Genomic DNA, 18,904 nt, shown 5'->3' with positions numbered 1-18,904 from the left:
TCGGCAGGGGTTTCCGGGAGTCGGTATCGTGCCCGGATGCTCACCGTTACCACCGCAAATGTGAACGGACTGCGCGCCGCCGCGAAGAAGGGCTTCGTCGAGTGGCTGGCGCAGACCGAGGCCGACGTGGTCTGCCTCCAGGAAGTGCGCGCCGAGGCCCACCAGCTCCCGGACGAGGTGCGCGACCCCGACGGCTGGCACGTCGTGCACGCCCCGGCGGCGGCCAAGGGCCGGGCGGGCGTCTCGCTCTACTCCCGGCGTGAGCCGGACGCGGTGCGGATCGGCTTCGGCTCGGCGGAGTTCGACGGCAGCGGCCGCTACGCCGAGATCGACCTGCCGGGCGTGACGGTGGCCAGCCTCTACCTGCCCTCGGGCGAGGTGGGCACGGAGCGGCAGGACGAGAAGGAACGCTTCATGGCGGAGTTCCTGCCGTACCTGGTGGCCCTGAAGGCCCGGGCGGCGGCGGACGGCCGCGAGGTCGTGGTCTGCGGCGACTGGAACATCGCCCACACGGAGGCCGACCTCAAGAACTGGAAGGCCAACCGCAAGAGCGCAGGCTTCCTCCCCGAGGAGCGGGAGTGGCTGACCAAGGTCTTCGCGGAGTACGTGGACGTCGTCCGCGCCCTCCACCCGGGCGTCGAGGGTCCCTACTCGTGGTGGTCCTACCGCGGCCGCGCCTTCGACAACGACTCGGGCTGGCGCATCGACTACCAGGTCGCCACCCCCGGTCTCGCGGACCGCGCCCTGAAGGCCCGCGTGGAGCGCGCCGCCAGCCATGCCGAGCGGTGGAGCGACCACGCGCCGGTGACCGTCGCGTACGGAGCCTGAGCAAGCCCGGGCGACCTGAGCAAGCCCGGGGTACCTGAGCAAGCCCGGGAGAAGCGGTAGGACCTAAGGGAAGCGGTGGGCCCCGCCCGGGGGCTGCCGCTTCTCCGCGTTCGGCGTCAGCTCCCTGCGGAGGCGGCGGTCCATGGCTAGGGAGAGCTCGGCGTCGACGACCGTGCGGGCGATGGGGCGCAGGCGCTCCAGGGATGCGGGGACGTCCGGGGACTGCGCCAGGACGTGGGTGCGGACGAGCGCGGTGAACGTCTCGGCCAGGGCGTCCGCGTGGGCGCGCACCTCGTGGGCGGCGGTGAGGACGGCGGAGAGCGGGACGCCCTGGCGGACGAGGTCGGTCGAGGCGTCGAGGAGGCGGCGGCTGATGTGGACGATCTCGTCGCCGTCCGCCGCGAGGTAGCCGAGCTCCAGTGCGGCGGTGAGGTTCTCCGGGGTGATCTGGCCCGCGAAGCGGTCGGCGAGCTCCTCGGGGGTGAGGCGGATCGCCGCCTCCTCCGACCAGGGGGTGGTGATGGCCGCCTCCGCCAGGCCCAGGAGTTCGCCCACGTCGCGTCCGCACTCGAAGGCCGTCAGCAGTTCGGCGATGCCGCCGAGGGTGTGGCCGCGTTCCAGCAGGGCGGCGATGGTGCGCAGCCGGGCGAGGTGGTGTTCGCCGTACCAGGCGATGCGGCCCTCGCGGCGCGGCGGCGGGATGAGCTTGCGCTCGCGGTAGAAGCGCAGCGTGCGGACGGTGATGCCGGCCTTGTCCGCCAGCTCCGCCATGCGGTATTCGCGCTCGCCACCGCCACCGCCACCGCCGCTGCCGCCCAAGGCCCTCTCGTCGTTCGCCACGCCGGAAGCCTACGTGCGAACGGCCGGGAGCCCGCCGCCTCGTGCCTCTATCGCCCCGGCCGACACCTGCCTTACGCTCCCACTGCGCCAGTGATTACTGGCGCAGTCGGGCAGGCAGGCTCTCGGGAGGCGGCATGGTCGAGCACGTACGGCGGCACGTACGGGTGGCGGTGATCGGTTCGGGGTTCGGCGGGCTGGGCGCGGCGGTACGGCTGCGTCGCGAGGGCATCACCGACTTCGTCGTCCTGGAGCGCGCCGACGCCGTCGGCGGCACCTGGCGGGACAACACCTACCCCGGCTGCGCCTGCGACGTCCCCTCCCACCTGTACTCCTTCTCCTTCGCCCCGAACCCCGCCTGGCCGCGCAACTTCTCCGGCCAGCCGCACATCCGCGCCTACCTGGAGCGGGTCACCGACACCTTCGGCCTCCGCCCGCACCTGCGGCTCAACGCCGAGGTGCACAGCATCCGTTGGGACGCCGACGGGCTGCGGTGGGAGCTCGGGACGGCGGACGGCCCCTACAGCGCCGACGTCGTCGTCTCCGCCACCGGGCCGCTGTCCGATCCCAAGGTGCCCGGCGTGACGGGGCTGGACTCCTTCCCCGGCGCCGTCTTCCACTCCGCCCGCTGGGACCACGGCTTCGAGCTGCGCGGCAAGCGCGTCGCGATGATCGGCACCGGGGCCTCCGCCATCCAGATCGTCCCCAGCATCCAGCCGGACGTCGAGCGCCTGACCCTCTTCCAGCGCACCCCGGCCTGGGTCCTGCCGCGCGCCGACCGCCGGATCACCGGTGCCGAGCGGTGGCTGCACGAACGGGTCCCGGCCACCCGGGCGCTGCGCCGCGGACTGCTGTGGAGCGCACGGGAGTTGCAGGTGGGCCTGTTCACCAAGCATCCCGACCGGCTCGGGTTCATAGAGCGACTGGCCGTCTCCCACCTGCGCAAGGGCGTCAAGGACCCGGCGCTGCGCGCCAAGCTCCTGCCGGACTACCGCATCGGCTGCAAGCGCATCCTGCTGTCCAACGACTACTACCCCGCCCTCGCCCGCCCCAACGTCGACGTCGTCGCCTCCGGCCTCGCCGAGGTGCGCGGCTCCACGCTCGTCGCCGCCGACGGCACCGAGGCCGAGGCCGACGCGATCGTCTTCGGCACCGGCTTCCGCATCACCGACATGCCGATCGCCCAGCGGGTCACCGGCGCGGGCGGCACCACCCTCGCCGAGGAGTGGAAGGACGGCATGGCGGCCCTGCGCGGCACCAGCGCCGCCGGCTTCCCCAACTTCCTCACCATCATCGGCCCCAACACCGGCCTCGGGAACAGCTCGATGATCCTCATGATCGAGGCCCAGCTGAACTACATGGCCGACTACCTGCGCCAGCTCGACGCCCTCGGCGGCCGGGCCGCCCTCGACGCCCGCCCCTCCGCCGTCCGCGCCTGGAACCACATGCTCCAGCAGCGCATGACGCGCACCGTCTGGAACACCGGCTGCGACAGCTGGTATCTGGACGCGGGCGGCCGCAACACCACGGTCTGGCCCGGCACCACCGCCGAGTTCCGCAGGGTCACCCGGCGCATCGACTTCAGCGAGTACCACGTCCTGCGCGCCCCCGGCCACGCCCGCCGCGCGCCCGCCCGGACGGAGGCCGCGCGATGAGGGCCGGTACGCACCTCGACGGCCGGGTCGCCGTCGTCACCGGTGCCGCCCGCGGGGTGGGGGAGTCGCTGGCCCGCAAGCTCGCCGGGCGCGGGGCGCGCGTGGCCCTCGTCGGGCTGGAGCCCGACGGGCTGCGCCGCCTCGCCGAGTCGCTGCCGGCCGGCGCCGCCGCCCACTGGCACGCCGACGTCACCGACCAGGCGGCGATGACCCGGGTGGCGGCCGAGGTGAAGGACCGTTTTGGCAGGGTGGACGTCGTCGTCGCCAACGCCGGGGTGGCCACGGGCGGGCCCCTGGCCGGCTCGGACCCCGCCGCCTGGCGCCGCGTCGTCGAGGTGAACCTCGTCGGCAGCGCGGTCACGGGCCGCGCCTTCCTGCCGCACCTCACCGAGAGCCGCGGCTACCTCCTGCAGATCGCCTCCCTCGCCGCGATCGTCCCGGCACCGCTGATGAGCGCCTACTGCGCGTCCAAGGCGGGCGTGGAGGCGTACGCGCACTGCCTGCGCGCCGAAGTGGGCCACACCGGCGTCCGCGTCGGCGTCGCCTACCTGAGCTGGACCGACACCGACATGGTGCGCGGCGCCGACGAGAACGAGGCGATGCGCGCCCTGCGCGCCCGGCTGCCCTGGCCCGCGAACCGCACCTACCCCCTCGGCCCGGCCGTCGACCGGCTGGTGGACGGCATCGAGCGCCGCTCGGCGCACGTCTACGCACAGCCGTGGCTGCGCGCCGTGCAGCCGCTGCGGGGCGTGCTGCCGGGCCTGCTCGCCCTGGGCGGCGCCCGGGAGATGCGGCGCGCCGGGCCACGCCTGGCCGGCGTGCGGATGGGCCTGGTGGGTGCGGGTGGCGCGGCGGACGCCGAGGAGACCGCCCGGCGCCCGGGCACACAGCGTCACTGATCGAAATGCGGCGTATGTCCGGGCGTGTGAGGCTGGTCTCGCCCACTTCCCCGACCTCCCCTAGGAGTGAACACGCATGGGCATCAAGGACGAGATGCAGAACAAGGCGCAACAGGCCAAGCAGAAGGCCCAGGGCGGCAAGCAGCAGGCGCAGCAGAAGGGTCAGCAGGCGCAGCAGAAGGGCCAGCAGGCGCAGGACAAGGTGCGCGAGCGCAAGCAGGGACAGCAGTCGCAGCAGGAGGGTCGTCAGCAGTCCTTCGACGACATCCGGGATGATCTGGACGACCGCCTGTAGGTCCTGACCGCGGATCAGGGGCGCACCCGGGACGCCGGGTGCGCCCCTGACGCGTGCCCTTCACTCACCCGCGCGGGGCGGCAGCTTCGGCCGGCGCAGGTCCGGCACGCCGGAGTAGTCGGGGGGCTCGGCGGCGCCGTGCTGCTCCAGCAGGTCGAGCGCGAGCCGCACCGCGTCGTCCAGCTGCTTGTGGCGGCCCTCGGCCCAGTCGAGGGGGGTGCGGTCGATCTCGATGTCCGGCTCCACGCCGTGGTTCTCCACGCCCCAGCCGTAGGCGTCGAACCACGCGGCGTTCATCGGCACGGTGATCGACGTGCCGTCGACGAGGCGGTGCCGGCCGGTCATGCCGACGACGCCGCCCCAGGTGCGCAGGCCGACCACCGGGCCGATGCCCTGCAGCTTGAACGCCGCGGTGATCATGTCGCCGTCGGAGGACGTCATCTCGTCGGCGATGGCGACGACCGGGCCGCGCGGGGCGTTGCTCGCGTACGACACCGGCTGGGCGTCGCGCGTGAGGTCCCAGCCGATGATGGTGCGGGTGAGCTTCTCGACGACGAGCTCGCTGATGTTGCCGCCGGCGTTGCCGCGGACGTCGACGATCAGGGCCGGGCGGGACATCTCCATCCGCAGGTCGCGGTTGAACTGCGCCCAGCCGGAGCCGCCCATGTCGGGGATGTGCAGGTAGCCGCACTTGCCGTCGCTCAGCTCGTGGACGACCGCGCGGCGCTTGGTCACCCAGTCCTGGTAGCGCAGCGGCCGCTCGTCGACCAGCGGCACGACGGCCACCCGGCGCGCGTGCTCCTCGCCCTCGGGCGGCCGGAAGGTGAGCTCCACGGTCGTCCCGCCCGCCGCCGACAGCAGCGGGTAGGGGCCGGTGACGGGGTCCACCGGGCGCCCGTCGACGTGGGTGAGCGCCCAGCCCTCGCGGATGCCGGAACCGGCCAGCGGCGAACGGGCCTTGGAGTCGGAGGACTCGCCGGGCAGGACGCGCCGGACGGTCCAGGAGCCGTCCTTCTGGTGGGTCAGGTTGGCCCCGAGCAGGCCGATCGCGCGCTGGTAGTGCGGCGGGCCCTCGTTGCGGCGGGCGGGCGTGACGTAGGCGTGCGAGGTGCCGAGCTCGCCGAGGACCTCGCGCAGCAGGTCGGCGAACTCGTCGGGCGAGGCGACCCGTTCGACCAGCGGACGGTACTGCTCCAGCACCCCGTCCCAGTCGACGCCGCACATGCCCGGCTCCCAGAAGTACGCCCGGACGATGCGGCCGGCCTCGGCGTACGCCTGGCGCCACTCGGCGGCGGGGTCGACCTCGTGGAGGATGCGCCGCATGTCGACGTAGACGGTCGAGTCGGAGTCCCCGGGGTCGGTGGCCGGCACGACGCGCAGGTCGCCCTCGTCGTTGACGACGAGCCGGGTGCCGTCGCCGCTGACCGAGAACCAGTCCAGGGAGGCGGTGAGTTCGGTGCGCTTGGCCTTCGTCAGGTCGAAGTGCTCCAGCGTGGGGCGCCCGGTGGTGTCGGCCGGGTTGGCGAAGGTCTCGCCGAGCGCGCCCGAGATCGGCCAGCGCAGCCACACCAGCCCGCCGCCGCTGACCGGGTGGAGGGCGGAGTACTTCGAGGCCGCGACCGGGAACGGCGTCACCCGGCTCTCCAGGCCCTCCGCCTCCACCAGGACCGAGCCCTCGTTGTCCCCCGCGTCGTCCAGGTCGAGCCCGCCGCCCGCCGGGCGGCCCTCCGCGGTCAGGGCGAACGGTGACGGCGTGGCGGACGACAGCGGGACGAGGTAGGGGCGGCAGCCCAGCGGGAAGGACAGGTCGCCGGTGTGCACGTCGTAGACCGGGTCGAAGCCGCGCCAGGAGAGGAAGGCCAGGTAGCGGCCGTCGCGGGTGAAGACCGGCTGCTCGTCCTCGAAGCGGCCGTTGGTGACGTCCACGACCGTCCGGTCGGCCAGTTTGGCGATCTTGATCTGGCGCAGCGAGCGCCCGACGCCGGGGTGCGACCACGTCAGCCAGGCCGAGTCGGGGGAGAAGGCCAGGTCCCGTACGGGCCCGTTGGCGGAGCGGACCAGCTCGGTGACGTCGCCGTCGCCGTCGGCCGAGGCGTCCACCAGCAGCAGCCGCCCGTCGTGCGCGGCCACGGCCAGCCGTCCGCCGTCCGGCGAGGCGAGCAGCTCCTGCACCCGGCCGATGGCGCCCGCCGCCAGCCGCCGCGGCACGGAGGGGCCCGCGGCCCGCGGCAGCTGGGCGATCTCGATGGCGTCCTCGCCCTCCGCGTCCGTGACGTAGGCGACCCGGCCGGTCGGACCCAGCATCTCCGGGTACCGCACCCGCACCCCCCGGGTGTCGACGAGGGCGCGGGCCGGGCCGTCGCGGTGGGTCAGCCAGTACAGGCTGCCGCGCACCTGCACCGCGCTGGCCCGGCCCGTTCGGTCCACGCTCAGCGACTCCACGTTCCGGGCGGCCTGCACCTGGTACGTGCGCCGGCCTGCGCGCGGCCCGCCGAGCCGCAGGTCCAGCCGGCGCGGCCGGCCGCCGGGGCCGAAGTCCTCGGCCAGCCAGACGGCGCCCCCGCACTGGTAGACCACGCGCGTGCCGTCGGTGGCGGCGTGCCGGGCGTAGAAGTCCTCGTGGTCGGTGTGGCGGCGCAGGTCCGAGCCGTCGGGGCGGCAGGAGTAGAGGTTGCCGACGCCCTCGTGGTCGGAGAGGAAGGCGATGCGGTCGCCGACGAACATCACCGAGTCCAGGTGGCCGCCGAGCTCCGGCAGCAGCCGGGTGCACTGCAGCCACAGCCGGCCCGTGGCGCCGCCCCGGTAGCGCTTCCAGGAGGCCGGCTCGTGCGGCGGCTTGCCGGTGAGGATGAGCGTTCTGTGCTCGCCGCCGGCGTCCGCGACCGCGATGTCGGAGACCGGGCCCCAGGGCAGCTGCCCGCCGGGGCCGCCGTCGGTGGGCACCTTGTAGGCCCAGGAGAAGTACGAGAAGGGCTGGCCGTGCGAGCTGACCGCCAGGATGTGGGAGACGCCGTCCTCCGGCGGCGTCCAGCCGCAGACCCGGGTGTCGGTGCTGCCCCAGAAGGTGAGCCGGCGGGCGGGGCCGCCGTCGACGGGGGCCAGGTGGATCTCGGGGTCGAGACTGCGCCAGCTGGTGAACGCGATGTGCCGCCCGTCGGGCGAGAAGCGCGGGTGCCCGACCCGGGTGCGGTCGACGGTCAGCCGCCACGCCCGTCCCGCCCCCGCGCCCGGACCCGGCAGCGGGGCCAGCCAGAGGTCGTCCTCCGCCGCGAAGCAGACCAGATCGCCGTGGAGATGGGGGAAGCGGATGTAGGCGTCGTCGCTCACGCAGTCCATGGTTTCGGGCCCGCTGGCCCCCGGCAACTCGGTCCGTGACGCAGAACACCATCGAAACGAAGTCGTTTCGCTCCCGGTGGCGAAGACTCCGCCTTACCCTCGTGGTGTACGAAACCGTTTCGTACGGACCTCGTGTGAAGGGGAGGTGCGCGGCATGCCTGCGGAAACACCCAAGCCGACCGGACGCCGCACCCGGCTGACCCCCGAGCGCGAGGCCGAGCTCTACGAGGCGGTGCTCGCACTCCTGCGCGAGGTCGGCTACGACGCCCTGACGATGGACGCCGTGGCCGCGCGGACGCACTCCAGCAAGGCGACCCTCTACCGCCAGTGGAAGGGCAAGCCGGAGCTGGTGGCGAAGGCCCTGCGGCACAACAAGCCGGTCTCCCTGGCGGACATCGACACCGGCACGCTGCGCGGTGACCTCCAGGCCATGGTCTGCCGGGCCGACACGGAGCAGATGGCGAAGGACACCGCCCTCATGCGAGGGCTCGGGCACGCGGTGCACAGCAACCCGGAACTCCACCGGGCGCTGCGCGACGTGCTGGTCGAGCCCGAGATGGCGGCGCTGGACGCGATGCTCCGGCGCGCGGTCGAGCGCGGCGAGCTGGCGGCGGACAACCCCGCCGTCCCGTTCGTCGCCCACATGATGATCGGCGGCTTCTGCGCCCGCCCGCTCATCGAGGACCGGGCGCCCGACGCCGACTACCTCTCGCACTACATCGACGCCGTGATCCTCCCCGCCCTCGGCGTATGACCGGCAGCACTCCCCACTTACACCCCCACCGAGGCTCCACCTGACGCACCGCTCTCGTCGGGCTGGTTCCCCATATCCAGTTCCTCACGATTCCGACCGACGGGAGCACCACGCACGTGGCCACGTTCCTCTACAGACTCGGCAGGCTGTCCTACCGCCGCCGCTGGTACTTCGCCCTCATATGGGTGGTGCTGCTGGTCCTGGCCGGCACGGGCGCCGCCACCGCGTCCAAGTCCACCAACAACGACTTCTCGATACCCGGCACGGAGGCGCAGCAGGCGTTCGACCTGCTGGAGAAGCGTTTCCCCGGTAACAACGAGCAGAACGCGAGCGCCCGCGTCGTCTTCAAGGCGCCCGACGGCCAGAAGCTCACCGACGCCAAGAACAAGGCGGCCGTCGAGAAGGTCATCGGCGAGCTCCGCAAGAGCTCCCAGGTGGCCGTGGCGGCCGACCCGTTCGAGGGCAAGTCCGTCAACCAGGACGAGACCATCGGCTACGCCTCCGCCGCGTACAAGGTCAAGTCCACCGACCTCACCGAGTCCTCGCGCGACGAGCTCAAGGACGCCGCCCAGCACGGGCGCGACGCCGGCCTGACCGTCGAGGTCGGCGGCAGCGTCCTGCAGGAGATGCCCGAGGGCGGCTCGGAGATCATCGGCATCGCGGTGTCGGCGGTCGTCCTGCTGATCACCTTCGGCTCGCTGGTCGCCGCCGGCCTGCCGCTGCTGACCGCCATCATCGGCGTGGGCATCGGCGTCTCCTCGATCGCCGCGCTGGCGCCCGTCCTGGACCTGTCCACCAACACCTCGACGCTGGCCATGATGATCGGCCTCGCGGTCGGCATCGACTACGCCCTCTTCATCGTCTCCCGCTACCGCGCCGAGCTCGCCGAGGGCCGCGAGCGCGAGGAGGCCGCGGGCCGGGCCGTCGGCACGGCCGGCTCCGCGGTGGTCTTCGCGGGCCTCACGGTCGTCATCGCGCTGGCCGGCCTCGCGGTCGTCAACATCCCCATGCTGACGAAGATGGGCATGGCCGCGGCCGGCACGGTCACCATCGCCGTGCTCATCGCGCTCTCCCTGATCCCCGCGCTGCTGGGCTTCGCGGGCAAGCAGGTGCTGGCCCGCAAGGTCCGCAAGGCCGCCCCCGGCGAGAGTCCCGCGGAGAAGCCCAACATGGGCACCCGCTGGGCCCGGATGGTGCTGCGCCGGCCGGTGCTGGTGCTGGCGGCCGGTGTGCTGGGCCTCGGCGCGATCGCCGTGCCCGCCGCCTCCCTGGAGCTCGGCCTGCCCGACGACGGCGCGGCCTCCAAGAACACCACCCAGCGCAAGGCGTACGACCTGCTCTCCGAGGGCTTCGGCCCGGGCTTCAACGGCCCGCTGATGACGGTCGCCGACCTGTCCTCGGCCAAGGACCCCAAGGGCGCGGCCCAGAAGGTCCAGGACACCCTGACCAAGCTGGACAACGTCGCCACGGTGACGCCGGCGCAGTTCAACGAGGCCGGTGACGCGGCCACCCTGCTGGTCGTGCCGAAGTCCAAGCCGACCAGCACGGAGACCGAGGACCTCGTCCACGCCATCCGCGGCAAGAGCTCCTCGCTGAAGGCCGACACGGGCGCCAAGGTGCTGGTCACCGGCGCGACGGCGATGAACATCGACGTCTCGCAGAAGCTGAACGACGCGCTGCTGCCCTACCTGGCGCTCGTCGTGGGCCTCGCCTTCCTGCTGCTGATGGTCGTCTTCCGGTCGGTCCTGGTGCCGCTGAAGGCCGCGCTCGGCTTCCTGCTGTCGGTGGTCGCCGCCCTCGGCGCCGTCGTCGCGGTCTTCCAGTGGGGCTGGCTCGGCGGGCTCTTCGGCGTCGAGGAGACCGGGCCGATCATGAGCATGATGCCGATCTTCATGGTGGGCGTCGTCTTCGGCCTCGCGATGGACTACGAGGTCTTCCTCGTCACCCGCATGCGCGAGGCGTACGTCCACGGGGAGCGCCCGGGCGAGGCCATCGTGACCGGCTTCCGGCACGGTGCGCGCGTCGTCACGGCCGCCGCCGTCATCATGATCAGCGTCTTCGCGGGCTTCATCGGCTCCTCCGAGCAGATGATCAAGATGATCGGCTTCGGCCTCGCCATCGCCGTCTTCTTCGACGCGTTCGTCGTCCGCATGGCCATCGTGCCGGCCGTCCTCGCGCTGCTCGGCAAGAGCGCCTGGTGGCTGCCGGGCTGGCTGGCGAAGGTGCTGCCCAACGTCGACGTCGAGGGCGAGGGCCTGCAGAAGACCCTGAAGGCCCCGGCCGCCGACGCCGGGGCCGACGGGGCCGGGGAGCGCGAGCCCGCCCGCGTCTGACGCGCCCGCGCACGGGCCGGGGCGGAACCCCGGTTAGGTGGCGTACGCCATGAATTCGGCATGAATGGGAACCGCCGGCCTTCGGGCCGGCGTTTTTCCTATCCCACACCTGTGGGCGCGGTCGGGGGGCGCGTGCGAAGGAAAGGGCTCCGCGTTGAACCTGCTCGATCTGCTCCTGATGCTGGTCGTCCTCGGCTACGCCGTGAACGGCTACCGCCGCGGCCTGGTGGCCAGTGCCGTGCTGCTCGCCGGCTTCCTCGGCGGGGCCGTGCTGGGCGTGTGGGCGCTGCCGTACGCCCTGGAGCCCTTCGAGGCCGGCACGGCCACGGCCGCGGTCGTCGCGGTGCTCGTCGTCCTCATACCCGCCGCCGTCGGGCACGCCCTGGCGGGGCGGCTCGCCTGGCGGCTGCGGTCCCGGCTGACGTGGGCACCCGTGCGCGGCCTGGACGGCGCCGGCGGCGCCGCGGTCAACGCGCTGGCCGTGCTGCTGGTGGGCTGGGTGGCCGCCAGCGTGCTGGTCTCGGCGAACTCCACCCTCCTCACCCGTCAGATCAAGGAGTCGGGCCTGCTGGGCGCGGTGCAGCGGGCCATGCCGGAACAGGCGCCCACCTGGTTCAGCCGCACCACGGACGCACTGTCGGGCGCCGGCTTCCCGCAGGTCTTCAACCCCTTCGAGAGCGAACCCGCCACCGGCGTCGCCAAGCCGTCCGGCGACGCCGTCACCCCCGCCGCCACGCGGGCCGCCCGCGCGAGCGTCGTCAAGGTCGAGGGCGTGGCGGACGTCGGCGGCGGCCGCCGCGGCCAGGAGGGCAGCGGCTTCGTCTACGCCCACGAGCACGTGATGACCAACGCCCACGTGGTGGCCGGCGTCGGCGAGCCGACCGTCAAGGTCGGCGGCGTCGGCCGGGCCCACCGGGCGAAGGTCGTCCTCTTCGACCCGAGGGCCGACATCGCCGTGCTGGACGTGCCGGGCCTGGCCGCGCCCGTGCTGCCCTTCGACAAGAGCGCCAAGCGGGGCGACGCGGCGGTCGTCGCGGGCTACCCCGAGAACGGCGGTCTCGACCTGCGGGCCGCCACGGTCGCCAACGAGCTGCGGGCGAAGGGCCAGGACATCTACGGCGACGGCATCACCACCCGCGAGGTCTACTCGGTGCGCTCCACGGTCCGCCCCGGCAACTCCGGCGGCCCCCTGCTGACGCCCACCGGGAAGGTCTACGGCGTCGTCTTCGCCCGGTCGACGGCCGACGCCGAGACCGGCTACGTGCTGACCGCCGACCAGGTCGCGGACGCCGCGCAGCGCGCCGCCGGGGCGACGACGCCGGTGGGCACGGGAAGCCGGGCGGCGCTGTAGCGCCCGCTGTGGCGCCGCCCGGCCCGGGTCAGTTCCGGCAGCCGGCGAGGACCTGCTCCAGCTTGGCCTTCTCCGCCAGCGTGACGCTCAGGCCGTAGTAGTCCTTCACCGCGATCCACGCCCGGCTGTAGGTGCACTCACCGCCCTGCGGCAGCCACTTGTCCGGTCCCTTGTCGCCCTTGCGGCGGTTGCTCCAGGTGGACACCGCGATCAGCTGCGGCGTGGCCGTCATGTCGTTGGCGAACTCCTGGCGCTTCCGCGGCGTCCACGAGCTCGCCCCGGAACCCCATGCGTTCCGCAGCGGCACGATGTGGTCCACGTCGATGTGCGTCGGATCGGCCATGTCCCTGTTGTCGTACTCGCTGCGCCACTTGCCGCCGACGACCCGGCAGAGTCCGTCGAGCGTCGCGGGGACGACGGACTGGAGCTTGAGGACGAGCTCACGGGTGGTGCACCGGTTGATGCCGTGCCGGACCCAGCAGGCGCCGCCGAAGTGCCGGCGGTCGTAGCCCTTGCTGCTGAACGGCTGCACGTCCAGCTCGTCCAGCATGCGCGCGGCATCGTCGCGGTCCGGAATGTTCCGGGGCCAGTTCATCGGGAGGGCGCGGTGGGTCGCCGGGGCCTCCTTGGCCGGTGCGTCCTTCGGGGCCGCGGAGGGTGCCGCTTCGGGGGCCTTGGGGTGGGTGCCTTCCGCTGTCTTGGGCTGGGTCCCTTCGGCCGTCCTGGCGTGCTCGCCGTCCGGGGCCTTGGGGGGCATCCCCTCGGGGGCCTTGGCGTGCGTGCCTTCGGCCGTCTTGGGGTGCTGCCCCTCCTGGGCCTTGGCCGGCATGTCCTTCGGGGCCGTGGAGGGTGCCGCTTCGGGGGCCTTGGGGTGGGTGCCCTCGGCCGTCTTGGGGTGGGTGCCCTCGGCCGTCTTGGCCGGTGCGTCCTTCGGGGCCGTGGAGGGTGCGCCCTCAGGGGCCTTGGGGTGCGTCCCCTCCTGGGGCTTGGCGTGCGTGCCCTCCGGGGTCTTGCTGTGCGTGCCCTCGGCCGTCTTGGGGTGCGCGCCTTCCGCTGTCTTGGCCGGTGCGTCCTTCGGGGCTGTGGAGGGTGCTGCCTCGGGGGCCTTGGCGTGCGTGCCTTCGGTCGTCTTGGGGTGTGTCCCCTCCTGGGCCTTGGCCGGTGCGTCCTTCGGGGCCGTGGAGGGTGCGCCCTCAGGGGCCTTGGGGTGGGTCCCCTCCTGGGGCTTGGTGTGCGTGCCCTCCTGGGTCTTCGCGTGCGTCCCCTCCGAGGGCTTCGGGTGCGTGCCCTCGGGGCCCTTCGGGTGGGTTCCTTCGGGGGGCTTGGTGGTCGAGGTCCTGGGGGGTTGGGAGTAGACGTCCCCCTCGTCCGCCGACGGGCCCTCGCAGCTGGCCTCCTCGTAGTCCATCGGGCTTGCTCCGCCCCGTTGATAGGCCGGGGCCTGCCCGGTCCGTGGCGCGGCGTCCGCGGCCGTGCCCGGCAGGGCCGTACCACTGAACACCAGTCCCATCGTGATGACGGACGGCAGGGTCAGACGCCGGTACCACGGCATGAATATCTCCTCCGGTCGCATGGAACCTCCTTGGCGTCACGTCCACTCCGACGTGACCCTCATGGAGTTGACCGAATATGTGACGACATGCATGCGTTTACGGCGATTCACCCCATTGGGCTTGCGGGGCCCGGGCCGGGCTCACGCGCCCGCCATCTCCTGCGCGTGCTCGTCCTCCTCCAGCAGCCGCTCCGCCAGGCTGTCCAGGGCCCGGTCCAGGCGGGCGCGGTCCGCGGGATCGCCGACCTCCCAGTCGTCCAGACGGGCGGCCAGCCAGGAGCGCCAGGCGGTGCCCAGCCGGTCGATCTCCGCCTCGCCCGCCGGGGTCAGCGACAGGTGGTCGCCGTCCACGCGCGCGTACCCGGCCCCCGCCGCCCGGGCGAAGGCCGGGGCCAGCACCTCCGGCGGCATCCGGTGGGCGGCCGCGATGGCGGACAGCCGGGCGTCGCCCCGGACGCGCAGCCGCCAGTGGATCTGGCCGAGGGTCCACGCCTCGACCGGGTCGAGGCGGCTGCCGGACGCGAGCAGGACCTGACGGCTGACGGGCCGGCCCTTCGTCATGCGCATCACGCCGGCCACCGCCCGTTCCAGCTGCCGGTCCGCCTCCGCGGAGTCCGGCGCCGCGAAGCCCTCGCCCATGTCGGAGGCCCCGGCCCGCGCGCTGTCGCGCAGCGGCACCTCCTTCAGGAACCACGCCACGACGAACCCGGCCAGCGCGACGGGCACCACCCAGAAGAAGACGTAGTTCACCGTCCGGGCGTACGCGTCGACGACGAGCCGGACCCGCTCCTCGGGCAGGCTGCCGAGCACCTGCGGGCTCTGCACGGCGGCCAGGGGCACCCCGGGCGAACGCGCCAGCGCCTCCGTGAGGTTGGGGACGAGCTGGGCGGTGTAGAGCGTGCCGAAGATGGCCGTGCCGAAGGCGCTGCCGAGCGTGCGGAAGAACGTCACGCCCGACGTCGCCGTGCCCAGCTCGTGGTACGGCACGGTGTTCTGCACCGCGATCGTCAGCACCTGCATGGCCAGCCCCAGTCCGACCCCGAAGACGAACATGTACAGCGACTCCAGCCAGACGCCCGTCGTCCTGCCCATCGTCGACATCAGGTACAGGCCCAACGCCATCACGGCCATACCGGCGAGGGGGAAGACGCGGTAGCGGCCGGTCCGGCTGACGACGACGCCGGAGAGCATGGACGCCCCCAGCACGCCGGCCACCATCGGCAGCGCCCGCACCCCCGACATGGTGGCCGACACCCCGTCCACGTACTGCAGATACGTCGGCAGGTACGTCAGGGAGCCCAGCATCGCGAAGCCCACGATGAAGCTGAGCACCGAGCAGACGGTGAAGACGGGGGTGCGGAAGAGGTGCATGGGCAGCATGGGCTCCGCGGCCCGGAGCTCCACGAGGACGAACGCCGCCAGCAGCACCACCGCCCCCGTGAAGAGGCCGACGATCACCGCCGAGCTCCACGCGTAGGTGCTGCCGCCCCACTCCAGGCCGAGGACCAGCGCCGAGGAGCCCAGCGCCACCAGGGCGATGCCCAGGTAGTCGATGACCGGCCGGACCGCCGGCCGGACCACCGGGACGGTGCGCGCCGCCATGGCCACCATCACGATGGCGACCGGCACGTTGACGTAGAAGCACCAGCGCCACGTCGCCTGGTCGGTGAAGATCCCGCCGAGCGTCGGCCCGACGACGGTGGTGACCCCGAAGACCGCGCCGAGCGCGCCCTGGTACTTGCCGCGCTCGCGCAGCGGGATGACGTCCGCGATCAGCGCCATGGCCGTCACCATCAGCCCGCCGCCGCCGACGCCCTGGACGGCGCGGGCGGCGATCAGCATCGGCATGGACGTCGCGGCGCCCGCGAAGACCGAGCCGGCGGTGAAGACGACCGCACTCAGCTGGAAGACCACCTTCCGGCCGAAGAGGTCGCCGAACCGTCCCACCAGGACCGTCGAGACCGTCTCGGCCAGCAGGTACGCCGTCACCACCCACGCCATGTGCCCGCCGCCGCCCAGATCGGCGACGATCGTCGGCAGCGCCGTCGAGACGATCGTCTGGTCGAGGGCGGCGAGGAGCATGCCGAGCACGATCGTGACGAACACCAGATTGGTGCGGCGACGGCTCAGCACGGGCGGAGCCGGGGCCTGTGGGGCGGGCGCGGCGGTGGTGGCCATGGTGACGTACCTCCCGTGCCCAGCATTTGGGGAGATGTCCCGGCTCGCCACCTCTGGCGGGCGTGGGGCGGCCGGGCGAGGGGCGCGCAGTCGCGGGGTGCACGCTCTTGCGACCTTTTCGCAGTGCGCCCCTATCATCGAGCGGTTCACGAATGAACAACATGCGCCCGAGCAGCTCGATCGAACGGACGGAGCGCCGTCATGCACGTACCCGACGGTTTCATCAACGCCCCGGTCTCCCTGGCGACGGGAGCCGTGGCCGCGGCAGCCGTCGCCGTCGCCCTGCGCGGCGCGCGGCGGGAGCTCGGCGGCTCCGTCGACGGCTCCGGGCACGGAGGGGAGCGGACGGCCCCGCTGGCCGGCCTCGTGGCCGCCTTCGTCTTCGCCGTCCAGATGCTGAACTTCCCGGTGGCGGCCGGTACGAGCGGCCACCTCCTGGGCGGGGCACTGGCGGCGATCCTCGTCGGCCCCTGCACCGGCATGCTCTGCATATCCGTGGTGCTGCTCATGCAGAGCGTGCTGTTCGCGGACGGCGGGCTCACCGCCCTCGGCGTGAACATCACCGACATGGCCGTCGTCACCACGATCGTCTCCTACGGCCTCTTCCGGCTGCTGGTGACCGTGCTGCCGCGGCGCCGCCCGTCCGTGACCGCGGCCGCCTTCGTGGCCGCCCTGGTGTCCGTGCCGGCCGCCGCCGTCGCCTTCACCGGCCTCTACGCGCTCGGCGGCACCACCGACGTGCCGCTCGGCAAGGTCTTCACGGCGATGGTCGGCGTGCACGTCCTCATCGGCATCGGCGAGGCCGTCATCACCGCACTGACGGTCGGCGCCGTGATCGCCGTACGGCCCGACCTGGTGTACGGCGCCCGGGGGCTGCGCCGGCCCCTGGAGCTGCGGACGCCGGACGGCACCGTCACCGTCCCCCAGGCCGCGCCGGCCCCGTCCCGCTCGGCGCGTCCCGTCGCCGTCGCCGGCCTCGTCGCCGCCCTCGCCCTCGCCGGGTTCGTCAGCTACTACGCCTCCACCAGCCCCGACGGCCTGGAGAAGGTCGCCCACGACAAGGGCCTGGACAGCAAGGAGGAGGAGCACGCCGCCAAGGACTCGCCCCTCGCCGACTACCAGGTCAAGGACGTCGGCGACGAGCGCATCTCCGGCGGCCTCGCCGGCGTGATCGGCGTCGGGGCGACGCTCGCCGCGGGGACGGGCGTCTTCGTGGTCGTCCGCAAGCGCCGCTCCCGCACCGCGGCCGCCCCGGCCGGGACCGAGGCCCTCTGACATGGGCGCAGGCCACGCACACAAGCTCTACCGGCACGCCCGCTCGCCGGTCCACGCCCTGCCCCCGCACTGCAAGATCGCGGCGGTCTTCTGCTTCGTCCTCGTCGTGGTCTCCACGCCGCGCGAGGCGGTCTGGGCCTTCGGCCTGTACGCGCTGCTGCTGGCGGCCGTCGCGGGCGCGGCCCGGGTGCCGGCGTCCTTCCTGCTGCGGCGGCTGCTGATCGAGGTGCCGTTCGTGGCCTTCGCGGTGCTCATGCCGTTCGTGGCCGGGGGAGAGCGGGTGCACGTGCTGGGCCTCGCACTCAGCCAGTCCGGCCTCTGGGGCGCCTGGAACATCCTCGCCAAGGGGACGCTGGGCGTCGCCGCCTCCGTCCTGCTCGCCGCCACGACCGAGCTGCGCGCGCTGCTGCTCGGCCTGCAGCGGCTGCGGATGCCCCCGCTGCTCGTCCAGATCGCCTCCTTCATGATCCGCTACGGGGACGTCGTCACCGACGAGATGCGGCGCATGCGCATCGCCCGCGAATCGCGCGGCTTCACCGCGCGCGGCGTGCGCCACTGGGGGGTGCTGGCCAGGTCCGCGGGGGCGCTGTTCATCCGCTCGTACGAGCGCGGCGAACGCGTCCACCTGGCCATGGTCAGCCGGGGGTACGCGGGCACGATGCCCGTGATCGACGAGCTGAACGCCTCGCGCGCGCAGTGGACGCACGCGGCCGCGCTGCCGCTGGCCGCGCTGGCGGTCTGCCTGACGGGATGGATGCTGACATGACTTCTGCCGTGCCCTGTACCTCTGCCGTGCCCTCGCTGGAGGTCTCCGGCCTCGCCTTCGCCTACCCGGACGGCCACCAGGCCCTCTTCGGCGTGGACCTGACCGTCGGGCGCGGCGAGCGCGTCGCCCTGCTGGGGCCCAACGGCGCCGGCAAGACCACGCTCGTCCTCCACCTCAACGGCATCCTCGACGGCGGCGCCGGCTCCGTGCGCGTGGCCGGGCTGCCGGTGGACAAGCGCAACCTCGCCGAGATCCGGCGCCGCGTCGGCATCGTCTTCCAGGACCCCGACGACCAGCTGTTCATGCCCACCGTCCGCGAGGACGTCGCCTTCGGCCCGGCGGCCGCCGGGCTGCGCGGCGCCGAGCTGGAGCGCTGCGTGGACAAGGCCCTCGCGCAGGTCGGCATGGCCGCCTTCGCGGACCGCCCCCCGCACCACCTCTCCTTCGGGCAGCGGCGGCGGGTGGCCGTGGCGACCGTCCTGGCCATGGAGCCGGAGATCCTCGTCCTCGACGAGCCGTCCTCCAACCTCGACCCCGCCTCCCGCCGCGAGCTCGCCGACATCCTGCGCTCGCTGGACGTCACTGTGCTGATGGTCACGCACGACCTGCCCTACGCGCTGGAGCTGTGCGAGCGGTCGGTGGTCCTCAGCGGCGGCGTCATCGCCGAAGACGGGCCCACGCGGGAGCTGCTGTGCGACGAGGAGCTCATGCGGGCCCACCGGCTGGAGCTGCCGTTCGGCTTCGATCCGAGGTCGGTGGCCGTGCCGCGGTGACCCCCCTGGTCCGGAGCACCTGCGATCACGTTGCACCATGGTGGATGGATTTGTAGCGATCGGCACGGTGGG

At 73.2% G+C, this 18,904-nt stretch carries 14 protein-coding genes; 10 read left to right on the top strand and 4 right to left on the bottom strand.

Annotation, left to right across the window (positions count from 1 at the left end; genetic code table 11):
• Positions 1 to 36 precede the first annotated feature (36 nt).
• Positions 37 to 828, top strand: coding sequence for an exodeoxyribonuclease III (locus tag IE182_RS23450; protein ID WP_190111889.1), 792 nt, complete (start codon positions 37 to 39; stop codon positions 826 to 828).
• 63 nt (positions 829 to 891) lie between these two features.
• Here the strand turns inward: IE182_RS23450 and IE182_RS23445 are convergent, their stop codons facing one another.
• Complete coding sequence (locus tag IE182_RS23445; RefSeq protein ID WP_190111944.1) at positions 892 to 1,599, bottom strand: MerR family transcriptional regulator; 708 nt, start codon at positions 1,597 to 1,599, stop codon at positions 892 to 894.
• 203 nt (positions 1,600 to 1,802) lie between these two features.
• Here IE182_RS23445 and IE182_RS23440 point away from each other — a divergent pair, with 203 nt between their 5' ends.
• The 3 genes from IE182_RS23440 (at position 1,803) to IE182_RS23430 (ending at position 4,514) form a co-directional block, all read left to right on the top strand.
• Entirely contained in the window at positions 1,803 to 3,320 is a 1,518-nt protein-coding gene (locus IE182_RS23440; RefSeq protein ID WP_190111888.1) for a flavin-containing monooxygenase, read from the top strand.
• Positions 3,317 to 4,219 (top strand): SDR family oxidoreductase, encoded by a 903-nt coding sequence (locus tag IE182_RS23435; protein ID WP_190111887.1) that lies wholly within the window; start codon positions 3,317 to 3,319, stop codon positions 4,217 to 4,219. Before IE182_RS23440 ends, IE182_RS23435 begins: the two co-directional genes overlap by 4 nt.
• A 76-nt stretch (positions 4,220 to 4,295) precedes the next feature.
• Positions 4,296 to 4,514 carry a hypothetical protein gene (locus IE182_RS23430; RefSeq protein ID WP_190111886.1) on the top strand — a complete coding sequence of 73 codons (219 nt, stop codon included), beginning with the start codon at positions 4,296 to 4,298 and terminating at the stop codon, positions 4,512 to 4,514.
• Between the two features lie 60 nt (positions 4,515 to 4,574).
• Here IE182_RS23430 and IE182_RS23425 read toward each other — a convergent pair whose 3' ends face one another.
• Positions 4,575 to 7,841 (bottom strand): S41 family peptidase, encoded by a 3,267-nt coding sequence (locus IE182_RS23425; protein ID WP_444544992.1) that lies wholly within the window; start codon positions 7,839 to 7,841, stop codon positions 4,575 to 4,577.
• Positions 7,842 to 8,004: 163 nt separating this feature from the next.
• Between IE182_RS23425 and IE182_RS23420 the strand changes: the two genes are divergently transcribed.
• From IE182_RS23420 to IE182_RS23410, 3 genes are all read left to right on the top strand, one after another.
• Entirely contained in the window at positions 8,005 to 8,604 is a 600-nt protein-coding gene (locus IE182_RS23420) for a TetR/AcrR family transcriptional regulator (RefSeq protein WP_190111884.1), read from the top strand.
• A gap of 116 nt (positions 8,605 to 8,720) precedes the next feature.
• The gene (locus IE182_RS23415; RefSeq protein ID WP_190111883.1) at positions 8,721 to 10,937 is read left to right on the top strand and encodes an MMPL family transporter; all 2,217 of its coding nucleotides are present in this window, start codon (positions 8,721 to 8,723) and stop codon (positions 10,935 to 10,937) included.
• 154 nt (positions 10,938 to 11,091) lie between these two features.
• On the top strand, positions 11,092 to 12,288 hold the full coding sequence (locus IE182_RS23410; protein ID WP_190111882.1) for a MarP family serine protease: 1,197 nt from the start codon (positions 11,092 to 11,094) through the stop codon (positions 12,286 to 12,288).
• 28 nt (positions 12,289 to 12,316) lie between these two features.
• Here the strand turns inward: IE182_RS23410 and IE182_RS23405 are convergent, their stop codons facing one another.
• Together IE182_RS23405 and IE182_RS23400 are read right to left on the bottom strand one after the other, a co-directional pair.
• Positions 12,317 to 13,861, bottom strand: coding sequence for a GmrSD restriction endonuclease domain-containing protein (locus IE182_RS23405; RefSeq protein WP_190111881.1), 1,545 nt, complete (start codon positions 13,859 to 13,861; stop codon positions 12,317 to 12,319).
• A gap of 120 nt (positions 13,862 to 13,981) precedes the next feature.
• Positions 13,982 to 16,018, bottom strand: coding sequence for an MDR family MFS transporter (locus IE182_RS23400; RefSeq protein ID WP_190111880.1), 2,037 nt, complete (start codon positions 16,016 to 16,018; stop codon positions 13,982 to 13,984).
• Positions 16,019 to 16,219: 201 nt separating this feature from the next.
• On the opposite strand from IE182_RS23400, the gene IE182_RS23395 reads away from it, so the two are divergent.
• From IE182_RS23395 to IE182_RS23385, 3 genes are read left to right on the top strand one after another with little or no spacing between them, the layout of a single operon-like run.
• Positions 16,220 to 17,293, top strand: a complete 1,074-nt coding sequence (locus IE182_RS23395) for an energy-coupling factor ABC transporter permease (RefSeq protein ID WP_190111879.1) — start codon at positions 16,220 to 16,222, stop codon at positions 17,291 to 17,293.
• 1 nt (position 17,294) lies between these two features.
• Complete coding sequence (gene cbiQ, locus IE182_RS23390) at positions 17,295 to 18,059, top strand: cobalt ECF transporter T component CbiQ (protein ID WP_190111878.1); 765 nt, start codon at positions 17,295 to 17,297, stop codon at positions 18,057 to 18,059.
• On the top strand, positions 18,056 to 18,832 hold the full coding sequence (locus IE182_RS23385) for an energy-coupling factor ABC transporter ATP-binding protein (protein ID WP_190111877.1): 777 nt from the start codon (positions 18,056 to 18,058) through the stop codon (positions 18,830 to 18,832). Before cbiQ ends, IE182_RS23385 begins: the two co-directional genes overlap by 4 nt.
• Positions 18,833 to 18,904 lie beyond the last annotated feature (72 nt).

Origin of the sequence: Streptomyces cinnamoneus (genome assembly GCF_014650495.1) — a bacterium.
In the GTDB taxonomy this organism is placed as follows: Bacteria; Actinomycetota; Actinomycetes; order Streptomycetales; family Streptomycetaceae; genus Streptomyces; species Streptomyces cinnamoneus.
This window is presented reverse-complemented; position numbering and strand designations above follow the sequence as displayed.

What these genes read in the sequence shown, in the direction of transcription:
- IE182_RS23440 (WP_190111888.1), top strand. Translation starts at nt 1,803, where the DNA reads ATGGTCGAGCACGTACGGCGGCACGTACGGGTGGCGGTGATCGGTTCG.
- cbiQ (WP_190111878.1), top strand. Translation starts at nt 17,295, where the DNA reads ATGGGCGCAGGCCACGCACACAAGCTCTACCGGCACGCCCGCTCGCCG.
- IE182_RS23400 (WP_190111880.1), bottom strand. Translation starts at nt 16,018, where the DNA reads ATGGCCACCACCGCCGCGCCCGCCCCACAGGCCCCGGCTCCGCCCGTG.
- IE182_RS23395 (WP_190111879.1), top strand. Translation starts at nt 16,220, where the DNA reads ATGCACGTACCCGACGGTTTCATCAACGCCCCGGTCTCCCTGGCGACG.
- IE182_RS23445 (WP_190111944.1), bottom strand. Translation starts at nt 1,599, where the DNA reads ATGGCGGAGCTGGCGGACAAGGCCGGCATCACCGTCCGCACGCTGCGC.
- IE182_RS23430 (WP_190111886.1), top strand. Translation starts at nt 4,296, where the DNA reads ATGGGCATCAAGGACGAGATGCAGAACAAGGCGCAACAGGCCAAGCAG.
- IE182_RS23385 (WP_190111877.1), top strand. Translation starts at nt 18,056, where the DNA reads ATGACTTCTGCCGTGCCCTGTACCTCTGCCGTGCCCTCGCTGGAGGTC.
- IE182_RS23420 (WP_190111884.1), top strand. Translation starts at nt 8,005, where the DNA reads ATGCCTGCGGAAACACCCAAGCCGACCGGACGCCGCACCCGGCTGACC.
- IE182_RS23450 (WP_190111889.1), top strand. Translation starts at nt 37, where the DNA reads ATGCTCACCGTTACCACCGCAAATGTGAACGGACTGCGCGCCGCCGCG.
- IE182_RS23405 (WP_190111881.1), bottom strand. Translation starts at nt 13,861, where the DNA reads ATGCGACCGGAGGAGATATTCATGCCGTGGTACCGGCGTCTGACCCTG.
- IE182_RS23435 (WP_190111887.1), top strand. Translation starts at nt 3,317, where the DNA reads ATGAGGGCCGGTACGCACCTCGACGGCCGGGTCGCCGTCGTCACCGGT.